At 63.3% G+C, this 18,654-nt stretch carries 17 protein-coding genes and 1 riboswitch; of the genes, 7 read left to right on the top strand and 10 right to left on the bottom strand.

Annotated elements, in window-relative coordinates:
• Window positions 1–5: 5 nt before the first annotated feature.
• Window positions 6–172: riboswitch (yybP-ykoY riboswitch) on the top strand.
• A 10-nt stretch (window positions 173–182) separates the two neighbouring features.
• Complete coding sequence (gene mntP / locus HX807_RS24555) at window positions 183–746, top strand: manganese efflux pump MntP (RefSeq protein ID WP_003220119.1); 564 nt, start codon at window positions 183–185, stop codon at window positions 744–746.
• A 159-nt stretch (window positions 747–905) separates the two neighbouring features.
• On the opposite strand, the gene HX807_RS24550 is transcribed toward mntP, so the two are convergent.
• The gene (locus HX807_RS24550) at window positions 906–1,973 is read right to left on the bottom strand and encodes an NAD(P)-dependent alcohol dehydrogenase (protein WP_102606091.1); all 1,068 of its coding nucleotides are present in this window, start codon (window positions 1,971–1,973) and stop codon (window positions 906–908) included.
• A gap of 142 nt (window positions 1,974–2,115) precedes the next feature.
• Here HX807_RS24550 and HX807_RS24545 point away from each other — a divergent pair, with 142 nt between their 5' ends.
• Window positions 2,116–2,934, top strand: coding sequence for an alpha/beta fold hydrolase (locus tag HX807_RS24545; RefSeq protein ID WP_177051359.1), 819 nt, complete (start codon window positions 2,116–2,118; stop codon window positions 2,932–2,934).
• Between the two features lie 69 nt (window positions 2,935–3,003).
• On the opposite strand, the gene HX807_RS24540 is transcribed toward HX807_RS24545, so the two are convergent.
• A complete protein-coding gene (locus HX807_RS24540) occupies window positions 3,004–3,879 on the bottom strand; it encodes a LysR family transcriptional regulator (RefSeq protein ID WP_177051357.1) in 876 nt (291 codons plus the stop codon).
• A gap of 176 nt (window positions 3,880–4,055) precedes the next feature.
• Here HX807_RS24540 and HX807_RS24535 point away from each other — a divergent pair, with 176 nt between their 5' ends.
• Both HX807_RS24535 and HX807_RS24530 read left to right on the top strand, forming a co-directional pair.
• Window positions 4,056–5,054, top strand: a complete 999-nt coding sequence (locus HX807_RS24535; protein WP_177051355.1) for an NAD(P)H-quinone oxidoreductase — start codon at window positions 4,056–4,058, stop codon at window positions 5,052–5,054.
• 64 nt (window positions 5,055–5,118) lie between these two features.
• Window positions 5,119–5,724 carry a glutathione S-transferase gene (locus HX807_RS24530; protein ID WP_177051353.1) on the top strand — a complete coding sequence of 202 codons (606 nt, stop codon included), beginning with the start codon at window positions 5,119–5,121 and terminating at the stop codon, window positions 5,722–5,724.
• Between the two features lie 7 nt (window positions 5,725–5,731).
• Here HX807_RS24530 and HX807_RS24525 read toward each other — a convergent pair whose 3' ends face one another.
• A complete protein-coding gene (locus HX807_RS24525; RefSeq protein ID WP_102368728.1) occupies window positions 5,732–6,856 on the bottom strand; it encodes an alkene reductase in 1,125 nt (374 codons plus the stop codon).
• A gap of 98 nt (window positions 6,857–6,954) precedes the next feature.
• The gene (locus HX807_RS24520) at window positions 6,955–7,632 is read right to left on the bottom strand and encodes a type 1 glutamine amidotransferase domain-containing protein (RefSeq protein ID WP_087694908.1); all 678 of its coding nucleotides are present in this window, start codon (window positions 7,630–7,632) and stop codon (window positions 6,955–6,957) included.
• Window positions 7,633–7,799: 167 nt separating this feature from the next.
• On the opposite strand from HX807_RS24520, the gene HX807_RS24515 reads away from it, so the two are divergent.
• Entirely contained in the window at window positions 7,800–8,756 is a 957-nt protein-coding gene (locus HX807_RS24515; RefSeq protein ID WP_003220105.1) for a GlxA family transcriptional regulator, read from the top strand.
• Between the two features lie 4 nt (window positions 8,757–8,760).
• Here the strand turns inward: HX807_RS24515 and HX807_RS24510 are convergent, their stop codons facing one another.
• Entirely contained in the window at window positions 8,761–9,267 is a 507-nt protein-coding gene (locus tag HX807_RS24510; protein WP_032898758.1) for a GNAT family N-acetyltransferase, read from the bottom strand.
• A 189-nt stretch (window positions 9,268–9,456) separates the two neighbouring features.
• Here HX807_RS24510 and HX807_RS24505 point away from each other — a divergent pair, with 189 nt between their 5' ends.
• Window positions 9,457–10,329: an undecaprenyl-diphosphate phosphatase gene (locus tag HX807_RS24505; RefSeq protein WP_177051351.1), complete on the top strand. Its 873-nt coding sequence runs from the start codon at window positions 9,457–9,459 to the stop codon at window positions 10,327–10,329.
• Here HX807_RS24505 and HX807_RS24500 read toward each other — a convergent pair.
• Window positions 10,326–11,282, bottom strand: coding sequence for a Dyp-type peroxidase (locus tag HX807_RS24500; RefSeq protein WP_177051349.1), 957 nt, complete (start codon window positions 11,280–11,282; stop codon window positions 10,326–10,328). The genes HX807_RS24505 and HX807_RS24500 overlap by 4 nt on opposite strands.
• Before the next feature lie 329 nt (window positions 11,283–11,611).
• Between HX807_RS24500 and HX807_RS24495 the strand changes: the two genes are divergently transcribed.
• The gene (locus HX807_RS24495) at window positions 11,612–13,351 is read left to right on the top strand and encodes a dipeptidase (RefSeq protein WP_177051347.1); all 1,740 of its coding nucleotides are present in this window, start codon (window positions 11,612–11,614) and stop codon (window positions 13,349–13,351) included.
• Between the two features lie 34 nt (window positions 13,352–13,385).
• On the opposite strand, the gene HX807_RS24490 is transcribed toward HX807_RS24495, so the two are convergent.
• The 4 genes from HX807_RS24490 to HX807_RS24475 form a co-directional block, all read right to left on the bottom strand.
• Window positions 13,386–15,125, bottom strand: a complete 1,740-nt coding sequence (locus tag HX807_RS24490; RefSeq protein ID WP_177051345.1) for an ABC transporter ATP-binding protein — start codon at window positions 15,123–15,125, stop codon at window positions 13,386–13,388.
• A complete protein-coding gene (locus HX807_RS24485; RefSeq protein ID WP_177051343.1) occupies window positions 15,119–16,912 on the bottom strand; it encodes an ABC transporter ATP-binding protein in 1,794 nt (597 codons plus the stop codon). The genes HX807_RS24490 and HX807_RS24485 overlap by 7 nt, the downstream gene beginning before the upstream one ends.
• 91 nt (window positions 16,913–17,003) lie before the next feature.
• Entirely contained in the window at window positions 17,004–17,963 is a 960-nt protein-coding gene (locus HX807_RS24480) for a FecR domain-containing protein (protein WP_177051341.1), read from the bottom strand.
• A gap of 8 nt (window positions 17,964–17,971) precedes the next feature.
• Entirely contained in the window at window positions 17,972–18,481 is a 510-nt protein-coding gene (locus HX807_RS24475; protein WP_177051339.1) for a sigma-70 family RNA polymerase sigma factor, read from the bottom strand.
• Window positions 18,482–18,654 lie beyond the last annotated feature (173 nt).

The following is an 18,654-nucleotide window of genomic DNA, read 5'->3' as shown; positions in this document are numbered from 1 at the left end:
TGATCCGCCACCTCGTTGGGGAGTAGCCTGCTTCGGATTCTCGAAGCGTTCGTATCAACATTCTCGGCAACATGCCGTGGTGCGAACACCATTTTGGTTGGTGAGACCAGCGACACATCCATGCCTGAAGTCGGGCGTGTGGTTGTGTCGTTGACTCATACAGCCCGACTGGAAGCCTTACCGTGAACCCCATTTCCCTGATTCTTCTCGCCCTTGCCATGTCCACGGACGCCTTTGCGGCGGCCATTGGCAAAGGTTCCAGCCTGCACAAACCACGCCTGACCGAAGCCCTCCGGGCCGGGCTGATCTTTGGTGTGATCGAAGCGATCACGCCGATTATCGGCTGGGCCATCGGCCAGGCCGCCACTCGCTGGGTGGAACAGTGGGACCACTGGATCGCCTTTACCCTGCTGGTAGCCCTGGGCCTGCACATGATCTACAACGGCTTGAAGGCCGATGATCCAGAGGAAGAGAAACCGAGCCAGCACTCGTTCATGATTCTTGCCGTGACCGCGTTTGCCACCAGCATTGATGCCCTGGCGGTCGGCGTGGGCCTGGCGTTTGTCGACGTGAATATCCTGGTGGCCGCTGCGGCGATCGGCTTGGCGACGATGACCATGGTAACCATCGGCATGATGCTTGGCCGGGTGTTGGGGACTGTGGTCGGCAAGCGCGCCGAGATGGTTGGCGGCGTGGTGTTGATGCTGGTGGGTGCGACGATATTGTATGAGCACCTGTCGGCCTAGAAACCGGCGAAGATCAAAATGTGGGAGCGGGCTTGTGTGGGAGCGGGCTTGCTCGCGAAAGCGGTGGTTCAGCTGGCAGATACGGCGACTGACACACCGCCTTCGCGAGCAAGCCCGCTCCCACACAAGCCCGCTCCTACAGGGATCTGCAGCGATCAATCAGGCCGCGTATTTTTCTTTCTTCAGGCTCTCGATGTCGATCACGAACCGATACTTCACATCCCCCTTGAGCATGCGCTCGTAGGCGTCATTGATGCCCTGGATGTCGATCATCTCGATGTCCGAGACAATCCCGTGCCTGGCGCAGAAATCCAGCATGTCCTGGGTTTCCTGGATGCCACCGATCAACGACCCGGCCAGGCTGCGACGCTTGAAGATCAGGTTGAACACGGTCGGTGACGGGTGCGGGCTATCCGGGGCGCCCACCAGGGTCATGGTGCCGTCGCGCTTGAGCAGGTTAAGGAAGGCGTCGAGATTGTGGGACGCGGCCACGGTGTTGAGGATGAAGTCCAGGGAGTTGGCAACCTTGGCCATTTCGTCCGCGTTCTTCGACACCACCACTTCATCGGCCCCCAGGCGCAGGCCGTCTTCGCGCTTGTTCGGCGAGGTGGTGAACAGCACCACGTAGGCGCCCATGGCATGAGCGATTTTCACCGCCATATGGCCCAGGCCACCGAGGCCGACAACGCCGACGCGCTTGCCCGGCCCGACGTTCCAGTGGTGCAGCGGTGAGTAGGTGGTGATGCCTGCACACAGCAGCGGCGCGACCGCCGCCAGGTTGCTCTCGTCGTGGGAGATGCGCAGGACGAACTTCTCCTTGACCACGATATTGTCCGAGTAGCCGCCGAAGGTGTTTTCGCCGCCAAAAGCCGGGCCGTTGTAGGTGCCGGTGAAGCCGTTTTCGCAATACTGCTCCTCGCCCTCGGCGCAGGATTCGCAGTGCTGGCAGCTGTCGACCATGCAGCCGACACCGGCCAAATCGCCCACCTTGAACTTGCTGACATTGGCGCCCACGGCGGTCACCCGTCCAACGATTTCATGGCCCGGTACCGACGGGTACAGAGTGTTTTTCCATTCGTTGCGTACGGTGTGCAGGTCCGAGTGGCAGACGCCGCAATAGAGGATGTCGATCTGCACATCATCGGCCCCGGGGGCGCGACGTTCGAACGTGAAGGGTTTGAGGGAATCCTTGGAGTCACGAGCGGCGTAGCTGTAAGTCTTGGCCATTTCGTTCACCTGTTTGTTCAGACGGTAGAAAGCAGTTGACCAGCATAGACGCTGAACCGTTCAACCGAGCACAGGCATACAAGTCCCTCGTCCGATTCTGCGCCTATAGTATTGGCTGCCCTCTCACCCAAGGAGTTTTGCCATGAGCAACCTACGCACACAAGACGGTACCGAGCTCTACTACAAGGACTGGGGCACCGGCAAACCGGTGCTGTTCAGCCACGGCTGGCCGCTGGATGCCGATATGTGGGAATACCAGATGGAGTACCTGAGCAGCCGCGGCTACCGCACCATCGCGTTCGACCGCCGTGGTTTTGGCCGCTCGGACCAGCCCTGGACCGGTAACGACTACGACACCTTTGCCGACGATATCGCCCAGTTGATCAACCATCTGGATCTGCAGGACGTGACCCTGGTGGGCTTCTCCATGGGCGGCGGCGATGTCAGCCGCTATATCGCCCGCCATGGCAGCGCGCGCGTGGCCGGGCTGGTGTTGCTGGGGGCGGTGACGCCGCTGTTCGGGCAAAAGCCGGATTACCCGCAAGGTGTCGAGATGGCAGCGTTTGACGGGTTCAAGGCCGCGCTGCTGAAGGATCGCGCGCAGTTCCTGGCAGACTTCAATACGCCGTTCTATGGCATCAACAGGGGCCAACAGGTCTCCAGCGGTGTGTTGACTCAAACACTGAACATCGCCCTGCTCGCCTCGCTCAAGGCGACGGTGGATTGCGTCACCGCGTTCTCGGAAACCGATTTCCGCCCGGACATGGCCAGGATCGACGTGCCAACCCTGGTTATCCACGGTGATGGCGACCAGATCGTGCCGTTCGAAACTACCGGCAAGGTCGCCGCGCAGATGATCAAAGGCGCGCAGTTGAAGGTGTACAAGGATGCCCCCCATGGTTTTGCGGTGACCCACCAGCAAGCCTTGAACGAAGATCTGCTGGCCTTCCTGCAACGCTGAGCCGATTGCGTTCTCCTGCGACGGCTTATTTCTGGCCGGGCTGACACCCGGCCTTTTCAGGCAGTCGTACTATTCCCCGGTGCCGGCAAACCCCGCGACGATCTCGTCGATCACCACCCGCACCCGGGCGGTGTGCCGCAGGTCGGCATGGGTCACCAGCCACACATCGTAGGGCAACGGCCGCGTACGGTCCGGCCACAGCCGCACCAGGCCGTCGCGTTCGCCGGAAACTATCGGAACCTCACCGATACCGATCCCTGCGGCGATGGAGCGGCGAACCAACAGGCTTGAACTCAAGGCCGCAACAATACGCCCGCGTCCCAGCGGCTCGCTGACCAGGGTCAGGTCCTTCTGGCTTTGCAGGTGCGGCTGATACACCACCAGGTCGTGTCCTTCGAACAGGCTGCCCGGTTCGGGTGCGCCGTGCCGATCGATATACGCCTGCGAGGCAAACAGCCCCACCGGCCAGCGGGCGATGCGCCGGGCGATCAGGTCGGGGTTGTCCGGGCGGGTATTGCGCACCGCGATATCGGCTTCGCGTTTGGCCAGGTTAAGCAACTGGGTCGAAGCGTCCATCTGCACGCGCACGTCAGGGTGCGCATCGTGCAGCCGGGCAATGGCCGGAATCAGGAAGTCGATGGCCAGGGAATCGGTGGTGGTCACCCGTACGGTGCCGGTCAGGCGGTCGTCCAGGCCCAGGACCTGACGCTCCAGGTCAAGGGCCGAGCGCTCCATGTTCTCCACCGATTGCAACGCGGCTTCACCCACGGCGGTCAGCGCATAGCCTTCGGAGGTGCGCAGGAACAATGTTGCGTTCAGGGACTTTTCCAGGGCATTGACCCGTCGCCCCACGGTGGCCTGATCCACCCCCAGCACCCGCGCGGCTCCGCGTAATGTGGACTCGCGGCACACCGCGAAGAACACCCGCGCATCGTCCCAATTCATGGCTTTCCCCTTCGATGCATTTTTGCATCATCGTGACGTGTAATCGCAGCATTATTGCATCACTCATCACAGCTATGCTGGGCACCAGAGAAAATACCCAGGATCGCCAGCAGGCTGAACCGCTCGGTGACGGGCGCGGTCCCAACCCATACGTTCATTGCTACAGGTGCGCTCAAATGAATCTGCCCCACGAAATGACCCTGATCGAAATCACCAGCCCCGGCGGCCCCGAAGTCCTGCAGCCACGCCAGGAGCCGGTACCTGTCGCCGGCCCCGGCGAAGTGCTGATCCGCGTGCACGCCGCCGGCGTCAATCGCCCGGACGCCCTGCAACGCGCCGGCACGTATCCGATGAAACCCGGCATGAGCCCGATTCCCGGGCTGGAAGTGGCCGGTGTGGTGGTCGCGCTGGGCGAAGGCGTCAGCGAGTACGCGCTGGGCGACAAGGTGTGCGCCCTGACCAATGGCGGCGGTTATGCGCAGTACTGCGCAGTGCCCGCCAGCCAGACCTTGCCGCTTCCCGATGGCCTGGACTGGATTCAGGCGGCAGCGATCCCGGAAACCTTCTTCACCGTATGGGCCAACCTGTTCGGCATCGGCGGTGCGCATAAAGGCCAGCGCGTGTTGATCCATGGCGGCACCAGCGGCATCGGCACCACCGCGCTGATGCTCTGCCGCGAGTTCGGTATCGAAGCGTTCGCCACCGCCGGCAGCGTGGAAAAATGCGCCGCCATCCGCGAGCTGGGAGCCGAGCCGATCAACTACCGGGAACAGAATTTCGCCGAGGTCATCGCTGACAAGACCGCGGGCAAGGGTGTCAATGTGGTCCTCGACATCATGGGTGGCTCCTACCTGAACGACAACATCAGCGCCCTGGCCATGGAAGGTCGCCTGGTGATGCTGGGCTTCCTCGGCGGCGCACGCGCCAAGGACATCGACCTGCTGGCGATCCTCGGCAAACGCGCGATCGTTACAGGCTCGTTGTTGCGCTCACGCACACGGGAAGAAAAAGCCGCGATTGCCGCACAACTGCGCGAACACGTGTGGCCGGTGCTGTCGGCCGGGCGTTGCCTGCCGATGATCGATGAGGTGTATGCCTATACCGACGCCGCGAAGGCCCATGCGCGCATGGAAGGTGGCGACCATATCGGCAAGATTGTGTTGCGGGTGGATTGATAAACATGCGGAAAAACGGTTTATAACGTCATCAGAACAAAACACTGCGGTTAATGGAGGCTTCATGAAACTGGTCGGAATGTTGGACTCGCCCTACGTGCGCCGCGTGGCCATTTCCCTGGAGCTTTATGGTGTCGCGTTTGAACACCAGTCACTGTCGGTGTTCAGCACCTTCGACGAGTTCTCCAGGATCAACCCGGTGGTCAAGGCCCCGACGCTGGTGCTCGACGACGGTACGATGCTGATGGATTCCGGCCTGATCCTCGAGTACCTGGAAGCCCTGGCGCCGGCTGCCAAAAAGCTGTTGCCCCAGCAAACAATGGCACTTGCCCGGGATCTGCAAGTGATCGGCCTGGCGCTGGCAGCGTGCGAAAAGACCGTGCAGATCGTCTACGAACATCACCTGCGGCCCGCCGAAAAACTGCATCAGCCGTGGATCGACCGCGTGACCGGGCAACTGCTGGCGGCCTATGCGTTATTGGAGGCGCGGGTGGCCGAGCGCGACAGCGACGCGCCGCTGACCCAGGCGAGCCTGACGGTGGCGGTCGCCTGGTCCTTCACCCAGCTGAAGATAGCCGACGTCGTGAAGGCCGATGCGTTTCCCCACTTGCAACGCCACGCGGCCCTCACCGAGCAGCACCCGGCATTCGGCAAATACCCGATCGAGTAGCCCGTGCCTACCCGGCATACACCGGATAATCGGTGAAGCCCACCTCGGTGCCGCCATACAGGCCGTCCGCGTTCAACGGGTTCAGCGGCCAACCGTTGAGCAGGCGTTGGGGCAAGTCGGGATTGGCAATGTACGGCCGGCCAAACGCGATCAGGTCTGCCAGCCCCGCCTCTACCAACCGCACGCCGCGCTCTGCGGTGTAGCGGCCGGCGTAGATGATCCGGCCGCTGAAGGTGTCACGCACCGCCTGGCGGAACGACTCGGGCAACTCGGGGGCATTGTCCCAGTCGGCCTCGGCAATCGACACGTAGGCGATGCCGGCCGCCTCAAGCACCTTGATCGCCTCGATGTAGGTGTGATGCGGGTCTTCCTCGACGAGGCCGATGTAGACCCGGTCCTGGTCAGTGCCGCTGAACAACGGCGCAAAGCGCACACCCAGGCGTTGCGGGCCGACTACTTCGGCCACCGCCTCGACGATTTCCCGCAGGAACCGCAGGCGATTGTGCAGTGAGCCACCGTATTCATCGTCGCGCTGGTTGGAATGCGCCGAGATGAACTGGTTGACCAGGTAGCCGTTGGCCGAATGAATTTCCACGCCATCGAAACCGGCGGCCAATGCATTTTTTGCAGCCTGGGCGTAAAGCCCCACCAACTCCTTGACCTCGGCGGTAGCCAGGGCGCGCGGCTCGGGTGGCTGCACCAACTTACCGGTGCCGGGCCCGGTTGCAACGAATGCCTTGGCTTGCTGCGGCTGGATCGCCGACGGCGCAACGGGTGCTGCGCCGTCGGGCTGCAGTTCGTGATGGGACACGCGACCCACATGCCAAAGCTGGGCGAAGATCACGCCGCCTTCGGCATGCACGGCATCGGTCACGGTACGCCAGCCGTCAATCTGCTCCGGTGTGTAGATGCCCGGGGTCCAGGCATAGCCCTGGCCGCGAGGCTCGATCTGCGTGCCCTCGCTGACCATGAAGCCGGCGGTGGCGCGCTGGCGGTAATAAAGCGCCATCAAGTCCGTGGCGATATCACCGGGCTGGGCACTTCGCTGGCGGGTAAGCGGCGGCAGGACGATGCGGTTTTTCAGGGTGTGGTGCCCCAGTGTGATCGGGGTACCTAAAGCGCTGTTGCTCATGGGGGAAAGTTCCGGATTCAAATTTCAGACAAGCAGAAGCTGCCGGCTCCCGCTCAGGGGAGCCGCCAACAACGTACTTTTGGGGGGGATTCAGCGGGTTACGCGGTCAGCTTCAACAGCGATTTGGCAACGTCACTGGAACTGGCAGGATTCTGCCCGGTGACCAGCAGGCCATCTTCAATCACAAAGGACTGCCAATCGGCACCCTTCTCATACGTGCCGCCCAGCGCCTTGAAATCATCCTCGATCAGGAACGGCACCACGTCGGTCAGGCCAACCGCCGCTTCTTCGGAGTTGGAGAAGCCGGTGACGCGTCGGCCCTTGACCAGCGGCTCGCCGTTGACCGCCTTGACGTGCCGCAAGGCGCCCGGGGCGTGGCACACAAAGCCAATCGGCTTGCCCGCACGCTCGAAGGCTTCGATCAGGGCGATGGAGGTTTTCGACTCTGCCAGGTCCCACAGCGGGCCGTGGCCGCCTGGGTAGAACACGGTGTCGAAGTCGCCGGCGTTGACCGACTCCAGCTTCACGGTGGTGGCCAGGGCCTGTTGCGCCGCCGGGTCGCTGGCGAAGCGGCGGGTCTGGTCGGTTTGCGAATCCGGCAGGTCGCTGACCGGGTCCAGGGGCGGCTGCCCACCGGCCGGCGAAGCCAGGGTCACGTCGGCCCCGGCGTCCTTGAACGCGTAGTAGGGAGCAGCAAATTCTTCGAGCCAGAACCCGGTCTTGCGGCCGGTGTTGCCAAGCTGGTCGTGAGAAGTCAAAACCATCAATACTTTCATGTGCCAGTGCCTCGGGGTGATGTGGGTTGGAATGGAATCAAGCTTAGGAGCCGGGCCAAAACCGCACAATGTCATGTCCGCAAGGATTCCGGACATTGCGCCAAGGCGGTTGCCGTTTCCCTGGCACACGCCGACAATCAACGCTCCGCGCCCCCTGGAGAGATGAGATGCACAGCATTGCGCTGATGGTGTACCCGAACTTTCAATCCTTGAGCCTCAGCCTGGGCTCGGTGTTCGAGTGCGCCAATCTGCTGCGTGGCGAGCAGGCGTATGAGTTTCACCTGGTGTCGGAAAGTGGCGGCCCGATCATGACGTCCCAGGGCTTCTCGGTGAACAGTACGCCGATCCGGCCCGAGGGCTATGACACATTGATCGTCAGCGGTTACCTGGAGTTCCAACTGCCTGACGCCAGCCTGCCGAGGCTGGTCCAGGCGGCGTCCAAACAGTCGCGGCGGATTGCTTCGTTGTGCATGGGCATCTTCGTGCTGGCCGAGGCGGGATTGCTCGAAGGCAAGCGCGCCACCACCCACTGGCTGCACGCACCGGCCTTTGCCAAGCGCTACCCGCAGATTCGCCTGGAGGAAGACAAGCTGTTCGTGGTTGACGGCCAAATCTGGACCGGTGCCGGCATGAGCGCCGGGGTGGACCTGGCGCTGGCGATGGTGGAGAACGACCTGGGCAGCGACCTCGCCCGCCGCATCGCGCGCAAGCTGGTGATTGCCCAGCGCCGTGGCAGCGAACAGTCGCAGCTATCGGCGTTGCTGGAACTCGACCCCAAGTCCGACCGTGTGCAGTTGGCCCTGGCCTACGCCCGGGAGAACCTGACCCACGACCTTTCGGTCGAGGCCCTGGCGGCCGTGGCGCGGCTCAGCCCACGCCAGTTCAGCCGGGTGTTTCGCGAGGAGACCGGGCAAACCCCGGCCAAGGCCATCGAATCCCTGCGGGTGGAAGCCGCCCGGGCAATGATGGAAACCAGTCGGCACCCGGTGGAAGTGGTCGCCCGCGAGACCGGGTTCGGTGATCGCGAGCGCATGCGCCAGGCGTTCCTGCGGGCGTTCGGCCAGCCGCCACAGGCGATGCAGGCGGCATTGTTCAGTGCAGGGGCTGGCGCCGCTTTCAGTTGATGGTTCAGTGCAACGCTGCGCGCGTCACCAGGAAGCTCAGCAGGTTTGGCTCATCGTCCAGCTCGATGGCCTGCACCGGACGCGGCAGGTTATCCAACACCGTGCGCCAGAACGCCTGGCTCACTTCATCCTGATCATAGAAACGCACCAGCCAGTTCGCCTCGCCGCTGCTCAACACCTGAGTGGCGATGGCGCGGCCAATGCCCTTGCGGCGGTAGCGTTTGAGGATGAACAGGTCCGCCAGTTCCAGCGCATCGATCCCCGGCAACTCGCTGCCTTCGATCAGCAGGAAGCCGGCGATGAAGCCGTCGACCAGCAGCAGGTTGGCACTCCACTGCGGGTCTTCCCAGTAGCGGGCCAGGTGCTCCTCATGGATGTAGAAGCGACCGTCCACCTCGACATCTTCCTGTTCCCAGTCCGAGGACTCGTAGGCGTAGAACTGGTAAAGGTTGGCGATCAACGTGGCGTGTTCCGGGCCGGTCTCGATCAGTTCGACGGTGGTATCGGGGATTGCAGGCATGGGCATCTCGGCAAAAAAACAGGCCGCCATTGTCAACAAAGCCACCTGCAATGCCAATACACCGGCCAAGCTTTCTGCTTGCTGAACCGATCGCGCTTTTCTCATGTCAACGACAAAATCGTTACAAAGTTAGACTAAACTCCGCGTCACTTCCCTCCCCTTGCTTTCAGGATAAGTACTTTGACAAACGTCTGCACCAGCGGCCTCGATGTCGGCTTTGCGTCCCTGGATTACCTGCAAATAGGCATCCTGGGCATCATTCAGGGCATCACCGAATTGTTGCCCGTGTCTTCCACCGCCCACATGCGCATCGTGCCCGCCCTGCTCGGCTGGCCGGATCCCGGCTCGGCGTTTTCCGCAGCCATGCAGTTGGCCGCCCTGGCAGCAGTGGTCAGTTACTTCTGGAAGGATGTACGCCAGGTCACGGTCGGCAGCATCACTGCGGTGCGCCAGGGTGACTACAACAACCAGTGGTTCAAGCTGGCGGTGGCCATTGTGCTGGCGACGATTCCGATCGGGATTGCCGGGATAGCCTTGTCGTCGACCCTCAACTCCTGCAACTCGCCGCTGCGCGGGCTGATGGTGATCGGGATTTCCTGCCTGGTGATGGCGGTGCTGCTGGCGGCGGCTGAACTCAGCGCGAGGCATAAGCGCACGGTGGGCGAAATGCGCCTGCGGGATGCGCTGATTGTCGGCATTGCGCAGATCGGTGCGCTGATTCCAGGGGTTTCCCGCTCGGGTTCGACCCTGACCGCCGCACTGTTCCTCAACTTCAAGCGTGAAGAAGCGGCGCGGTTTTCGTTCCTGCTGGGCTTGCCGGCGATCGCCCTCGCGGGGCTGAAAGAGCTGTGGGTATTGTTCCACGCCGACCTGCCCGCCCACGCCTGGCCGCACCTGATCTTCGGGCTGGTGGTCGCCAGTGTGTCGGCGTTCTTCGCGATCTGGGGCCTGATGAAGTTCCTGGAGCGATTCTCCACCTGGCCGTTCGTGATCTACCGCGCGGTGCTCGGGCTATTCCTGATTGTGGCGGTGAGCACCGGGTTGTTGGCCTAAGGCGCGCGGTCGGCCAGTTCTTCGAGCAAATCCGCAGACGGTATGAAGAACAGGCCGCCGGTGACCGCCGTGCTGAAGTCCAGCAGGCGGTCATAGTTGCCGACCGGTCGGCCGACAAACATGTTCTCCAGCATCAACTCCAAAGGCTCTGGCGAGCGCGCGTAGCCGATAAAGTACGTCCCGAATTCCCCCGCGCCCGGCCGGCCAAAGGGCATGTTGTCCCGCAGGATCTTCACTTCCTCGCCGTCCTTGGTGATGGTGGTCAATGCACTGTGGGAATTGCTCGGCTTGGTCGCATCGTCGAGCTCGATGTCCGACAGCTTGGTGCGCCCGATCACCCGCTCCTGCGCCTCCACCGACAATTCATTCCAGGCCTGCATGTTGTGCAGGTACTTCTGCACCATTACATAGCTGCCGCCGCTGAACGCCGGATCCTCATCACCGACGATGGTGAAACCCACCGCCTTGCGCCCGACCGGGTTCTCGGTGCCGTCGACAAAACCGATGATGCTGCGCATGTCGAAATAGCGGAAACCCTGGACCTCGTCCACCACCGTCACCGCATCCCCCAGCGCCGCCATCAACTGGGTGGCCAATTCGAAACACAGGTCCATCTGCTCGGCACGAATGTGCAGCAGGATATCCCCCGGCGTGGCCGGCGCCAGGCGCCCGGCCACGCCCACTTCCTTGAACGGATGCAACGCTGCTGGCCGCGCCCCCCCGAACAGCGCATCCCACGCCTTGGAGCCAAACCCTGCGACACACGTCAGGTTGCCCGCCGGTACACGCTTGCCGACCGAGCGCACCAGGCCGGCGATATCGGCGCACCAGCTGCGCACCGCCTCAGCCGAGTCACTGCCAGGCGCCAGGGTCGCGACCATGAAAATGGCACTGCTGGTGATCGGGCTGCAGACGGATTGGGGTTCAAGGTTTTGATCGGAGGGCGATGTCATTGAGAGGTCCACGGGTGGCGGTCGAGATTCAACGAGCGCAGATTAGCAGACCACCTAACCCTGTGGGAGCTGTCGAGCTTTAGCGAGGCTGCGAAGGCGGCAGCAGTGTCAACATTGATGCTGCCTGACCCACCGCTATCGCAGCCTCGCTAAAGCTCGACAGCTCCCACACTGGATTTTCGTTTATGCGCCACTTGTGCATTTCCTCCGGACAAATCCCACAACGGGGGCTCCCCTCCTGCGCCCTCCCGATGGTAGTGTGTGAAATTGTTTCTGACCTTTCGATCAGACATTTCTCACTCACTCCCTGCAAAGGAATGCCCCCAGCAATGGATTTTTCCCTCAAGCAACTGGCCGTAGCCACCCTGATGGCCGCCAGCCTTTCGGTGTTCACCACCCAAGCTCAAGCCAATCTCACCCCACAACAGAACGCCGTCATCCTGAAGACCTTCAGCGATGCCTCGGTCAAGGATTTCCGGCAGTTCCTCGCCAGCCTGGCCAAGAATGACGTGGCCAAGAGCGACAACCTCGGCCCGGCCATCAGTGCCTTTCTCGACAACAAGGACCTGAGCGCCGACCAGCAGAATGAAATCCATCGCCTGCTGGGCCTGTATGCGCGGGTGAAGTACGGTGCGGCCGCCACTGAAACCCTGCGTGAGCTGGTGGAGATCCCGACCTTCCAGGTCGCCGGCGTGGCCCAGCACGACAACCCCGAGTTCATCAAGATCGCCGCCAAGATCAAGAGCCTGGCCGAGTCGTTCAACCTGAACTTCCGCAACATCGACAACCGCGTCTACGAGATTTCCCTGGAAGGCAGCGGCGATGAAGTGGTCGGCATCCACGCTCACGCGGACGTGGTACCGGTAACCCCGGAAAACTGGGTGCTCAAGGACGGCACCAAGCTCGACCCATTCAAGGTCACGCTGATCGGCGACCGGATGTATGGTCGCGGCACCGAGGATGACAAGAACGGCATCGTGGTGGCGATGTACGCGATGAAGGTGATCAAGGAAGAGAAGCTGCCGCTGGCGCGCAATTTCAAGCTGCTGGTGGACACCACCGAGGAAACCTCCGGCGACGCGATCCCGTACTACTTCGAGCACAACCCAACGCCCAACTACAACCTGGCGCTGGACGGCGGCTACCCGGTGGTGATCGCCGAGAAAGGCTACGGCACGGTCATGGCCAAGTTCCCCAAGCGCAAGGCTGAAGGCAAAGGCGCAGAAATCATCTCGATGACCGGCGGCAAGGCCACCAACCAGATTCCGTCGGCGTCGGTGGTGACATTGCTCAGCGACAAGCCTGCCGAACTGGCCGCCAGCCTGCAAAAGGCCGGCAGCGAGTACGCCAAGCGCAATGGCGGCGACTTTGAAGTGGCGGCCAAGGTCGTCGGCAAGGACGTTCAGTTGACCGTCACTGGCGTGTCCGCCCACTCCTCCGAACCGGAATCCGGGGTGAACCCGGTAGCCAGGGTTCTCGACTTCCTCAACAGCCTCGACGGCAAGGTCGCGCTCAAGCACAACCAGTTCACCGACGCCGCGCACTACGCCGCCAACAACTGGGGCCTGGATTACCTGGGTGCCAAGCTGGGCGTGGGCTTCTCCGATGTGTTCATGGGCCCGCTGACCACCTCGCTGACCTATGTGGGCGAAGATGACACTACCTTCAAGCTGGCGGTCAACCTGCGGGTGCCAAAGGGCAAGTCACCGGAAGCGCTCAAGGCCGAAATCGCCGACAAGCTCAGCGCCTGGACCAAGAAAAACCACGTGGCTGTGACCTTCGATTACTCGATCGCCGAGCCGATGTACCGCAACCCTGAGGGCGAGTGGGTCAAGGCGCTGTTGGCGGTGGCCAGCGAGAACCTGGGCATGGAGCACAAGTACGGCACGTCTGCCGGCGCTACCTCGGTGCATGAGCTGCCCAACGGCGTGCAATTCGGCCTGGCACGGCCGGAGGTCAAGTACACCGGCCATACCGACAACGAGTTCAAGACCGTCGACCAGTTCCTGCTGGACCTGCAGATCGTCACCGAAATGATGGGCCGCATCGGGCAACTGCCGAAGCTCTGACCTGCCCTTCGGACCCGCCGTCCTGGCGGGTCCACTAAGCGATACGCCAGCCTTTCGATGCTCGCCGCTGCGCGAGGAACCGGGCATAGCGCCCTTGCCTTGCGGTCAATTGCTCAGGCGTGCCCTGCTCCACGATCCGGCCTTCATCGAGCACCACGATCTGGTCGGCCATCACCACCGTCGACAACTGATGCGCGATCACGATCAGCGTGCATGTGCCGCGCAAGCGTGCCAGGGTTTCGGCGATGACCGCCTGGTTCTCGGCGTCCAGTGCAGCCGTGGCTTCGTCCACCAGCAGGATCGGCGCGCCCTTGATCAACGCACGGGCGATCGCGACACGCTGACGCTCGCCACCGGACAGGCGTGCCCCGCCCTCACCCACCGTGGTCGACAGGCCCATCGGCAGGCGCTCGATAATCTCTTGCACGCCAGCCTGCCGCGCGGCCTCCAGTACTTGTGCGTCGCTGGCGTCGGGTTTGCCGAGGCGAATGTTGTCGGCGACGCTGCCCTGGAACAGGTACGTGTCCTGGAAGATCTGGCTGATCTGCGCGTTGAGCTGCTCACCGGACATCTGTCGCACATCCACGCCTGCGATGCACACCTGGCCCTGGCTGACCTCGAAAAACCGTGCGACCAACCGCAACAGCGTGGTCTTGCCCGAACCGGAAGCCCCCACCAGCGCGGTCATGCTGCCGGGCTCGATACGCAGGCTCACCCCGCGCAGCACGTCCCGCGAACCGGCCGCGTGGCGAAAGCTCACATCGAACAGTTCCACCGAGGCATCCCGTGGCGATTGCGGCGCGCTCGGCGCCTTCAGGGGCGACGCGGCCAATATCTCGCGCACCGCCTCAAGCTGCACCCCGGCACCGCGCAACGTTTCGCCATAGCCGGCCACCTCCAGCAACGGGTCAATGAAGCGGCTGACCAGCAACAGCGACACCATCACCGCAATCACCGAGCCCACGTGCAAGGCATTTCCCAGGTAAGCGTCAAGCCAGAGCGCGGCGGCGATCAACAAGGCCGCGAACACCACCTGCACCAGCCACATGTTCAGCAGAATCGAGGTGGCGGACAGCAGGATCAGGCGCGCCCCGGTCGCGTGCTGCTGCTCGATCGCCCGTTTCAGGAACACCGAGCTGCCGCCGCCACTGAAGGCACGCAACACCGACTGCGACTGGGCGAACTCCAGCATGCGCTGGCTGGTGTCGGCCGAGCTGCGCTGGAACGCCCGGTCGGCGCGCCGCCCAAGGCGGGCGCTGAGCCAGAACGCGCCGCCGAGAATCGGCAACGCCAGTAAGGCGATCAGGCCCATTTTCCAGTGCAGCACAAACAACGCCAGTACCAGCACCAATGGCGTCACCACGCCGCTGAGCACCGGAGTAAATACATGGGCCGGCAGCTGAGCCACGGCCATCATGCCCTGGGTCACCACCTGGTTGAGCCGCGCCGTGTTATCAGGCGTGAACCAGCCGACAGGCAGTTCGGCCACATGGTCGCCGATGCGCTGGCGCCCGCCTTGCAGCACCGCCACACCCACCGCGACGCCAGCCTTTTCAACCTCGCGTCGCGTGGCCCAACACGTCGCCACCGCCGCCAGGAACACCACCAGCCACAACGCCGCTTCGGCCAGATCACCGTTGAGCATGTCGGTGAGTACCGGCACCAGGGCGGCGAGGGTCAGCCCGCACAGCGCACCGTAGAACATCACTTTCCCGACATAGCGACGGAAGACCGGCCCGTCATCGCCCAACAGTTCGATAAAGGTTTTCAGCATGTCGGCAGCGCCTGTTCGCGGGTCTGTTTGTAACCGCCCGACGCCCACAGGCGCGCATAGCGGCCCTCTTGCGCGATCAGTCGAGGATGGGTGCCCTGTTCAACAATACGGCCGTTTTCCAGCACGATGATGTGGTCGGCGTGCATCACGGTATCGAGGCGATGGGCAATCACCAACAGCGTGCGCCCTTGGGCGAAGCGCGACAGCGCCTCCTGGATTGCCACCTCGTTTGCAGCATCGGCGGCGGCCGTGGGTTCATCCAGCACCAGCACCGGCGGCGCCAGCAACACTGCGCGGGCGATGCTGATACGCTGCTGCTCGCCACCGGACAACTGCGCGTCCTCGCCAATCACCGAGGCATAGCCCCGTGGCAAGCCGATGATGCACTCATGAATATTCGCGGCCCGTGCGGCCGCCTCGATTTCCTTGCGGCTGGCGCTGGGCCGGCCCAGGGCGATGTTTTCGGCAACGCTGGCGTGGACCAGGCGCACCTCTTGCAGCACAAAGCCGATCAGGTTGTAGAGCTGCGAGGTCTCGATCTGCCGCAGGTCGACGCCGCCCAGGGTGATACGCCCCTCGGTCGGGTCAAAAAACCGCAGCAGCAGGCGCGCCAGGGTCGACTTGCCCGAACCCGAGGCGCCGACGATGGCGGTTACGGTGCCAGGCTTGAGGGTAAAGCTGATGTTCGACAGTACCGGGTGCTGCGGGTCGTAGGCGTACCCGAGGTTTTCGACGCGTACTTCGGCGTCCTTGGGCAAGCGTTCGCACCCCGGCTCCACCTGCGCCAGCACCGGCGTCGCCAGCAGTGCCTGCACGCGCTGGGCCGCGCCGGTGGCGTTGTCCAGATCATGCATGATGTAACTCAGCAGCATCAGTGGCGCGCAAATGCCTGGTGCGACAATGGCGAACGGCAGCACCTCCACCGCACTGATCCAGCCCAGGCTGACAAACACCAGGCCAAACGTCAGCACCATGGCGAGCACCGTCACCGGGGCGATCATCGCGTTGGCATTGGCCATCGTCCCCACCAGTGGCCGGGTGAACTCAACGAAGGCTTCGCTGAACTCATCTACCGCCTTGCGGTAACTGGCGTGGGCCTTGCCGGTGGCACCGAAGGCCTTGACCACCGGAATGCCGTTGACGAACTCGACCACCGCGTTATTGACCCGGGTCATGCGCTCGACAAAGGACTGCATGTGGCTGCCGCTGGCTTTCATCGCCCGGGTAAAAAACAGCAAAAACCCCGGAAACGGCAACAGCGAGACCAGCGCCATGCGCCAGTCCACCATGAACAGATAAGCCGCCGACAGCAGCACGGCCCCGGCACAGCGGCCCACGGTGGTGTAGAAATGCGCAGTCAGGCTGTGCAGGGTGCCGATGTCATCCTGCATCGCCTGCTTGACCTCGCCCGACGCCCGCTCGGTGAACCAGCCCAGCGGCACCTGGCTCAGGCGCTGGGCGATGGCCAGGCGCAAGTGGCGAGTGATGTGGTTGTCGGCCAGGTGCGCGACCGTCTCCGCAACTGTCATCAACAGCAGGCCCGCGAACAGGCTCGCCAGGCTGAGGCTGATGGTCAACCAGACCTCGCCCGATGCCTGGGCCATCGACGGCGCGCCGAGGGCGACCCTGGCGATATGCACAATGCCCCCCAGCGGCACCAGCGTCAGCATACTGCCCACACCGGCCAGCAGTGCCGCAGCGATCAGTCGCCCGCGCACCGGCCGCAACACTTGCGAGACCGCGCCGCGCCCCCTGGGTTTGGCCGCAGCCACATCCTTGTTACTCATGAAGTCTCCCTGACTGAATGAGCCTTTGCTCGCCCTTACCTTATCTTCCGAACGAGCGGCCAAAACCCTCAATCGAAACCTCAAGGAATTTTCAGGCAGGGGCGCGGACCGTCACCCAATAGCGGGTGCGCCGCACCACCTGGATCGGCAACGCGGCGGCCAGGTTGTCCAGCGCCAGGTCGGTGTTGTCCAGGTGCAATACACCGCTGACCCGCAGCATCGCCACCTCAGGCGCACAGCGCAGTACACCGGGGCGGTAGCGTCCCAGCTCGGCGATCAGTTCGTCGAGCCGGGTGCCATCGGCCACCAACACGCCCCTGACCCAGGCGATGCTGCGGTCAGTCACCGCCGCAGTCGGCTGCACGGTGTCCCTGGAAACCGTGGCGCCTTGACCTGCCTCCACCCGCGCACCTGCGCCATGGTCGGGCTGCACCTGCACGGCGCCCTCAAGCACGGCCAACTGGCAGTTGCCGTCGTCGCATTGGCGCAGGCTGAAACGCGTGCCCAGGGCATGAAACACGCCCTGGCGACTCTGCACCCGAAACGGCCGGGGTGACGGCGCGGTCGTGATGAAGACCTCGCCGGCCCGCAGCAGCACCAGGCGCTGGTCGTCATCGAACTGTACGTCAATTGCTGAAGCCGGGCCCAATACCAGGCGGGTACCGTCGGGCAATACCACTTCGCGAACTTCGCCGGTGCGGGTGCTATGGCCGGCACTCGCCAGCTGCCAGGCGTCGGTGCGGCGCACGCCGTAGGTGAGGCCACCGGCTGCGACCAACAGGCCCAGCAGGCGCAGGGTGCTCCGGCGATCGGGGGAGTCGGGAGCGTCGGGTTCGGCCAGGCTGTGCCTGGCCACCGGCGTGGGGATGCTGTGGAGTTTTTGCTCGAAGCCCAGCAGGCGCGTCCAGGCCAGTTCGTGATGGGGGTGTTCGGCGCGCCAGTGCAGGCAGTTGGCGTGGTCTTCGGCGCTGGCGTCATCGGCCCACAGGCGGGCCATCCAGGCGGCGGCGCGCTCGATGATATCCGGGGAGATTGGCTGCTCGGTCGACATTGCGCGGGTCAGCCGTACAGGGTCTGGTAGCAGGCCAGCAGGCCGGCGGCGATGTACTTTTCCACCGAGGAGACGGAGACCTGGAGCTTGGCGGCGATCTCGCGGTAGCTCAGGCCATCGAGCTTGCACAGCAACAGGGCCTGGCGCGCCTTGGGTGGCAGGCTGTGCAGAGCGGCGTCGATTTGGATCAGGGCCTCGATGGCCAGGACGCGGGTTTCTTCATCGGGGGCGCAGGGTTCGGGCAACAGGGCCAGGGCTTGCAGGTAGGCGGATTCGATCTGGCGGCGGCGGTAGAGGTCGATGACCAGGCCGTTGGCGATTTGGGTCAGGTGCCGCCGGGATTCGCCGGTGGGCGGGAGTTGGCCCTTGCGCATGAGTTGCAGGTAGACGTCGTGGGCCAGGTCGGCGGCGTCTAATGCGTTGCCCAGCTTGCGGCGCAACAGGGTACGTAGCCAGGCGTTGTGGTCGACGTATAGATTTTCAACCTGGCGTTGAAAGGCGAACTGTCCGATGTTCACAAACCTCTCCTTTTACCCAATGGGCCCGGGGGTGCTGGGGCGATTGGGCTGGTAATGATTTGCAAGACTATCGGCTCTGGGCTGCGGGTGCAATGCGGGGGGATGGCGGGGGGGATGGCGGGGTTATGGGTACATATCCGTTGCTGCGGTCACGGCTGCTATTGGTTCCGCTC

The organism is Pseudomonas sp. D8002 (genome assembly GCF_013385695.1).
GTDB lineage: Bacteria > Pseudomonadota > Gammaproteobacteria > Pseudomonadales > Pseudomonadaceae > Aquipseudomonas.
Note: the sequence above shows the minus strand (reverse complement) of the source record. Positions and strands in the feature narration are given on the sequence as shown.

Excerpts from the sequence above, each read along its gene's own strand:
- HX807_RS24485 (WP_177051343.1), bottom strand. The coding sequence starts at position 16,912 with ATGAGTAACAAGGATGTGGCTGCGGCCAAACCCAGGGGGCGCGGCGCG.
- HX807_RS24500 (WP_177051349.1), bottom strand. The coding sequence starts at position 11,282 with ATGACATCGCCCTCCGATCAAAACCTTGAACCCCAATCCGTCTGCAGC.
- HX807_RS24525 (WP_102368728.1), bottom strand. The coding sequence starts at position 6,856 with ATGAGCAACAGCGCTTTAGGTACCCCGATCACACTGGGGCACCACACC.
- HX807_RS24515 (WP_003220105.1), top strand. The coding sequence starts at position 7,800 with ATGCACAGCATTGCGCTGATGGTGTACCCGAACTTTCAATCCTTGAGC.
- HX807_RS24490 (WP_177051345.1), bottom strand. The coding sequence starts at position 15,125 with ATGCTGAAAACCTTTATCGAACTGTTGGGCGATGACGGGCCGGTCTTC.
- HX807_RS24545 (WP_177051359.1), top strand. The coding sequence starts at position 2,116 with ATGAGCAACCTACGCACACAAGACGGTACCGAGCTCTACTACAAGGAC.
- HX807_RS24530 (WP_177051353.1), top strand. The coding sequence starts at position 5,119 with ATGAAACTGGTCGGAATGTTGGACTCGCCCTACGTGCGCCGCGTGGCC.
- HX807_RS24535 (WP_177051355.1), top strand. The coding sequence starts at position 4,056 with ATGAATCTGCCCCACGAAATGACCCTGATCGAAATCACCAGCCCCGGC.
- HX807_RS24540 (WP_177051357.1), bottom strand. The coding sequence starts at position 3,879 with ATGAATTGGGACGATGCGCGGGTGTTCTTCGCGGTGTGCCGCGAGTCC.
- HX807_RS24480 (WP_177051341.1), bottom strand. The coding sequence starts at position 17,963 with ATGTCGACCGAGCAGCCAATCTCCCCGGATATCATCGAGCGCGCCGCC.
- HX807_RS24550 (WP_102606091.1), bottom strand. The coding sequence starts at position 1,973 with ATGGCCAAGACTTACAGCTACGCCGCTCGTGACTCCAAGGATTCCCTC.
- HX807_RS24520 (WP_087694908.1), bottom strand. The coding sequence starts at position 7,632 with ATGAAAGTATTGATGGTTTTGACTTCTCACGACCAGCTTGGCAACACC.
- HX807_RS24495 (WP_177051347.1), top strand. The coding sequence starts at position 11,612 with ATGGATTTTTCCCTCAAGCAACTGGCCGTAGCCACCCTGATGGCCGCC.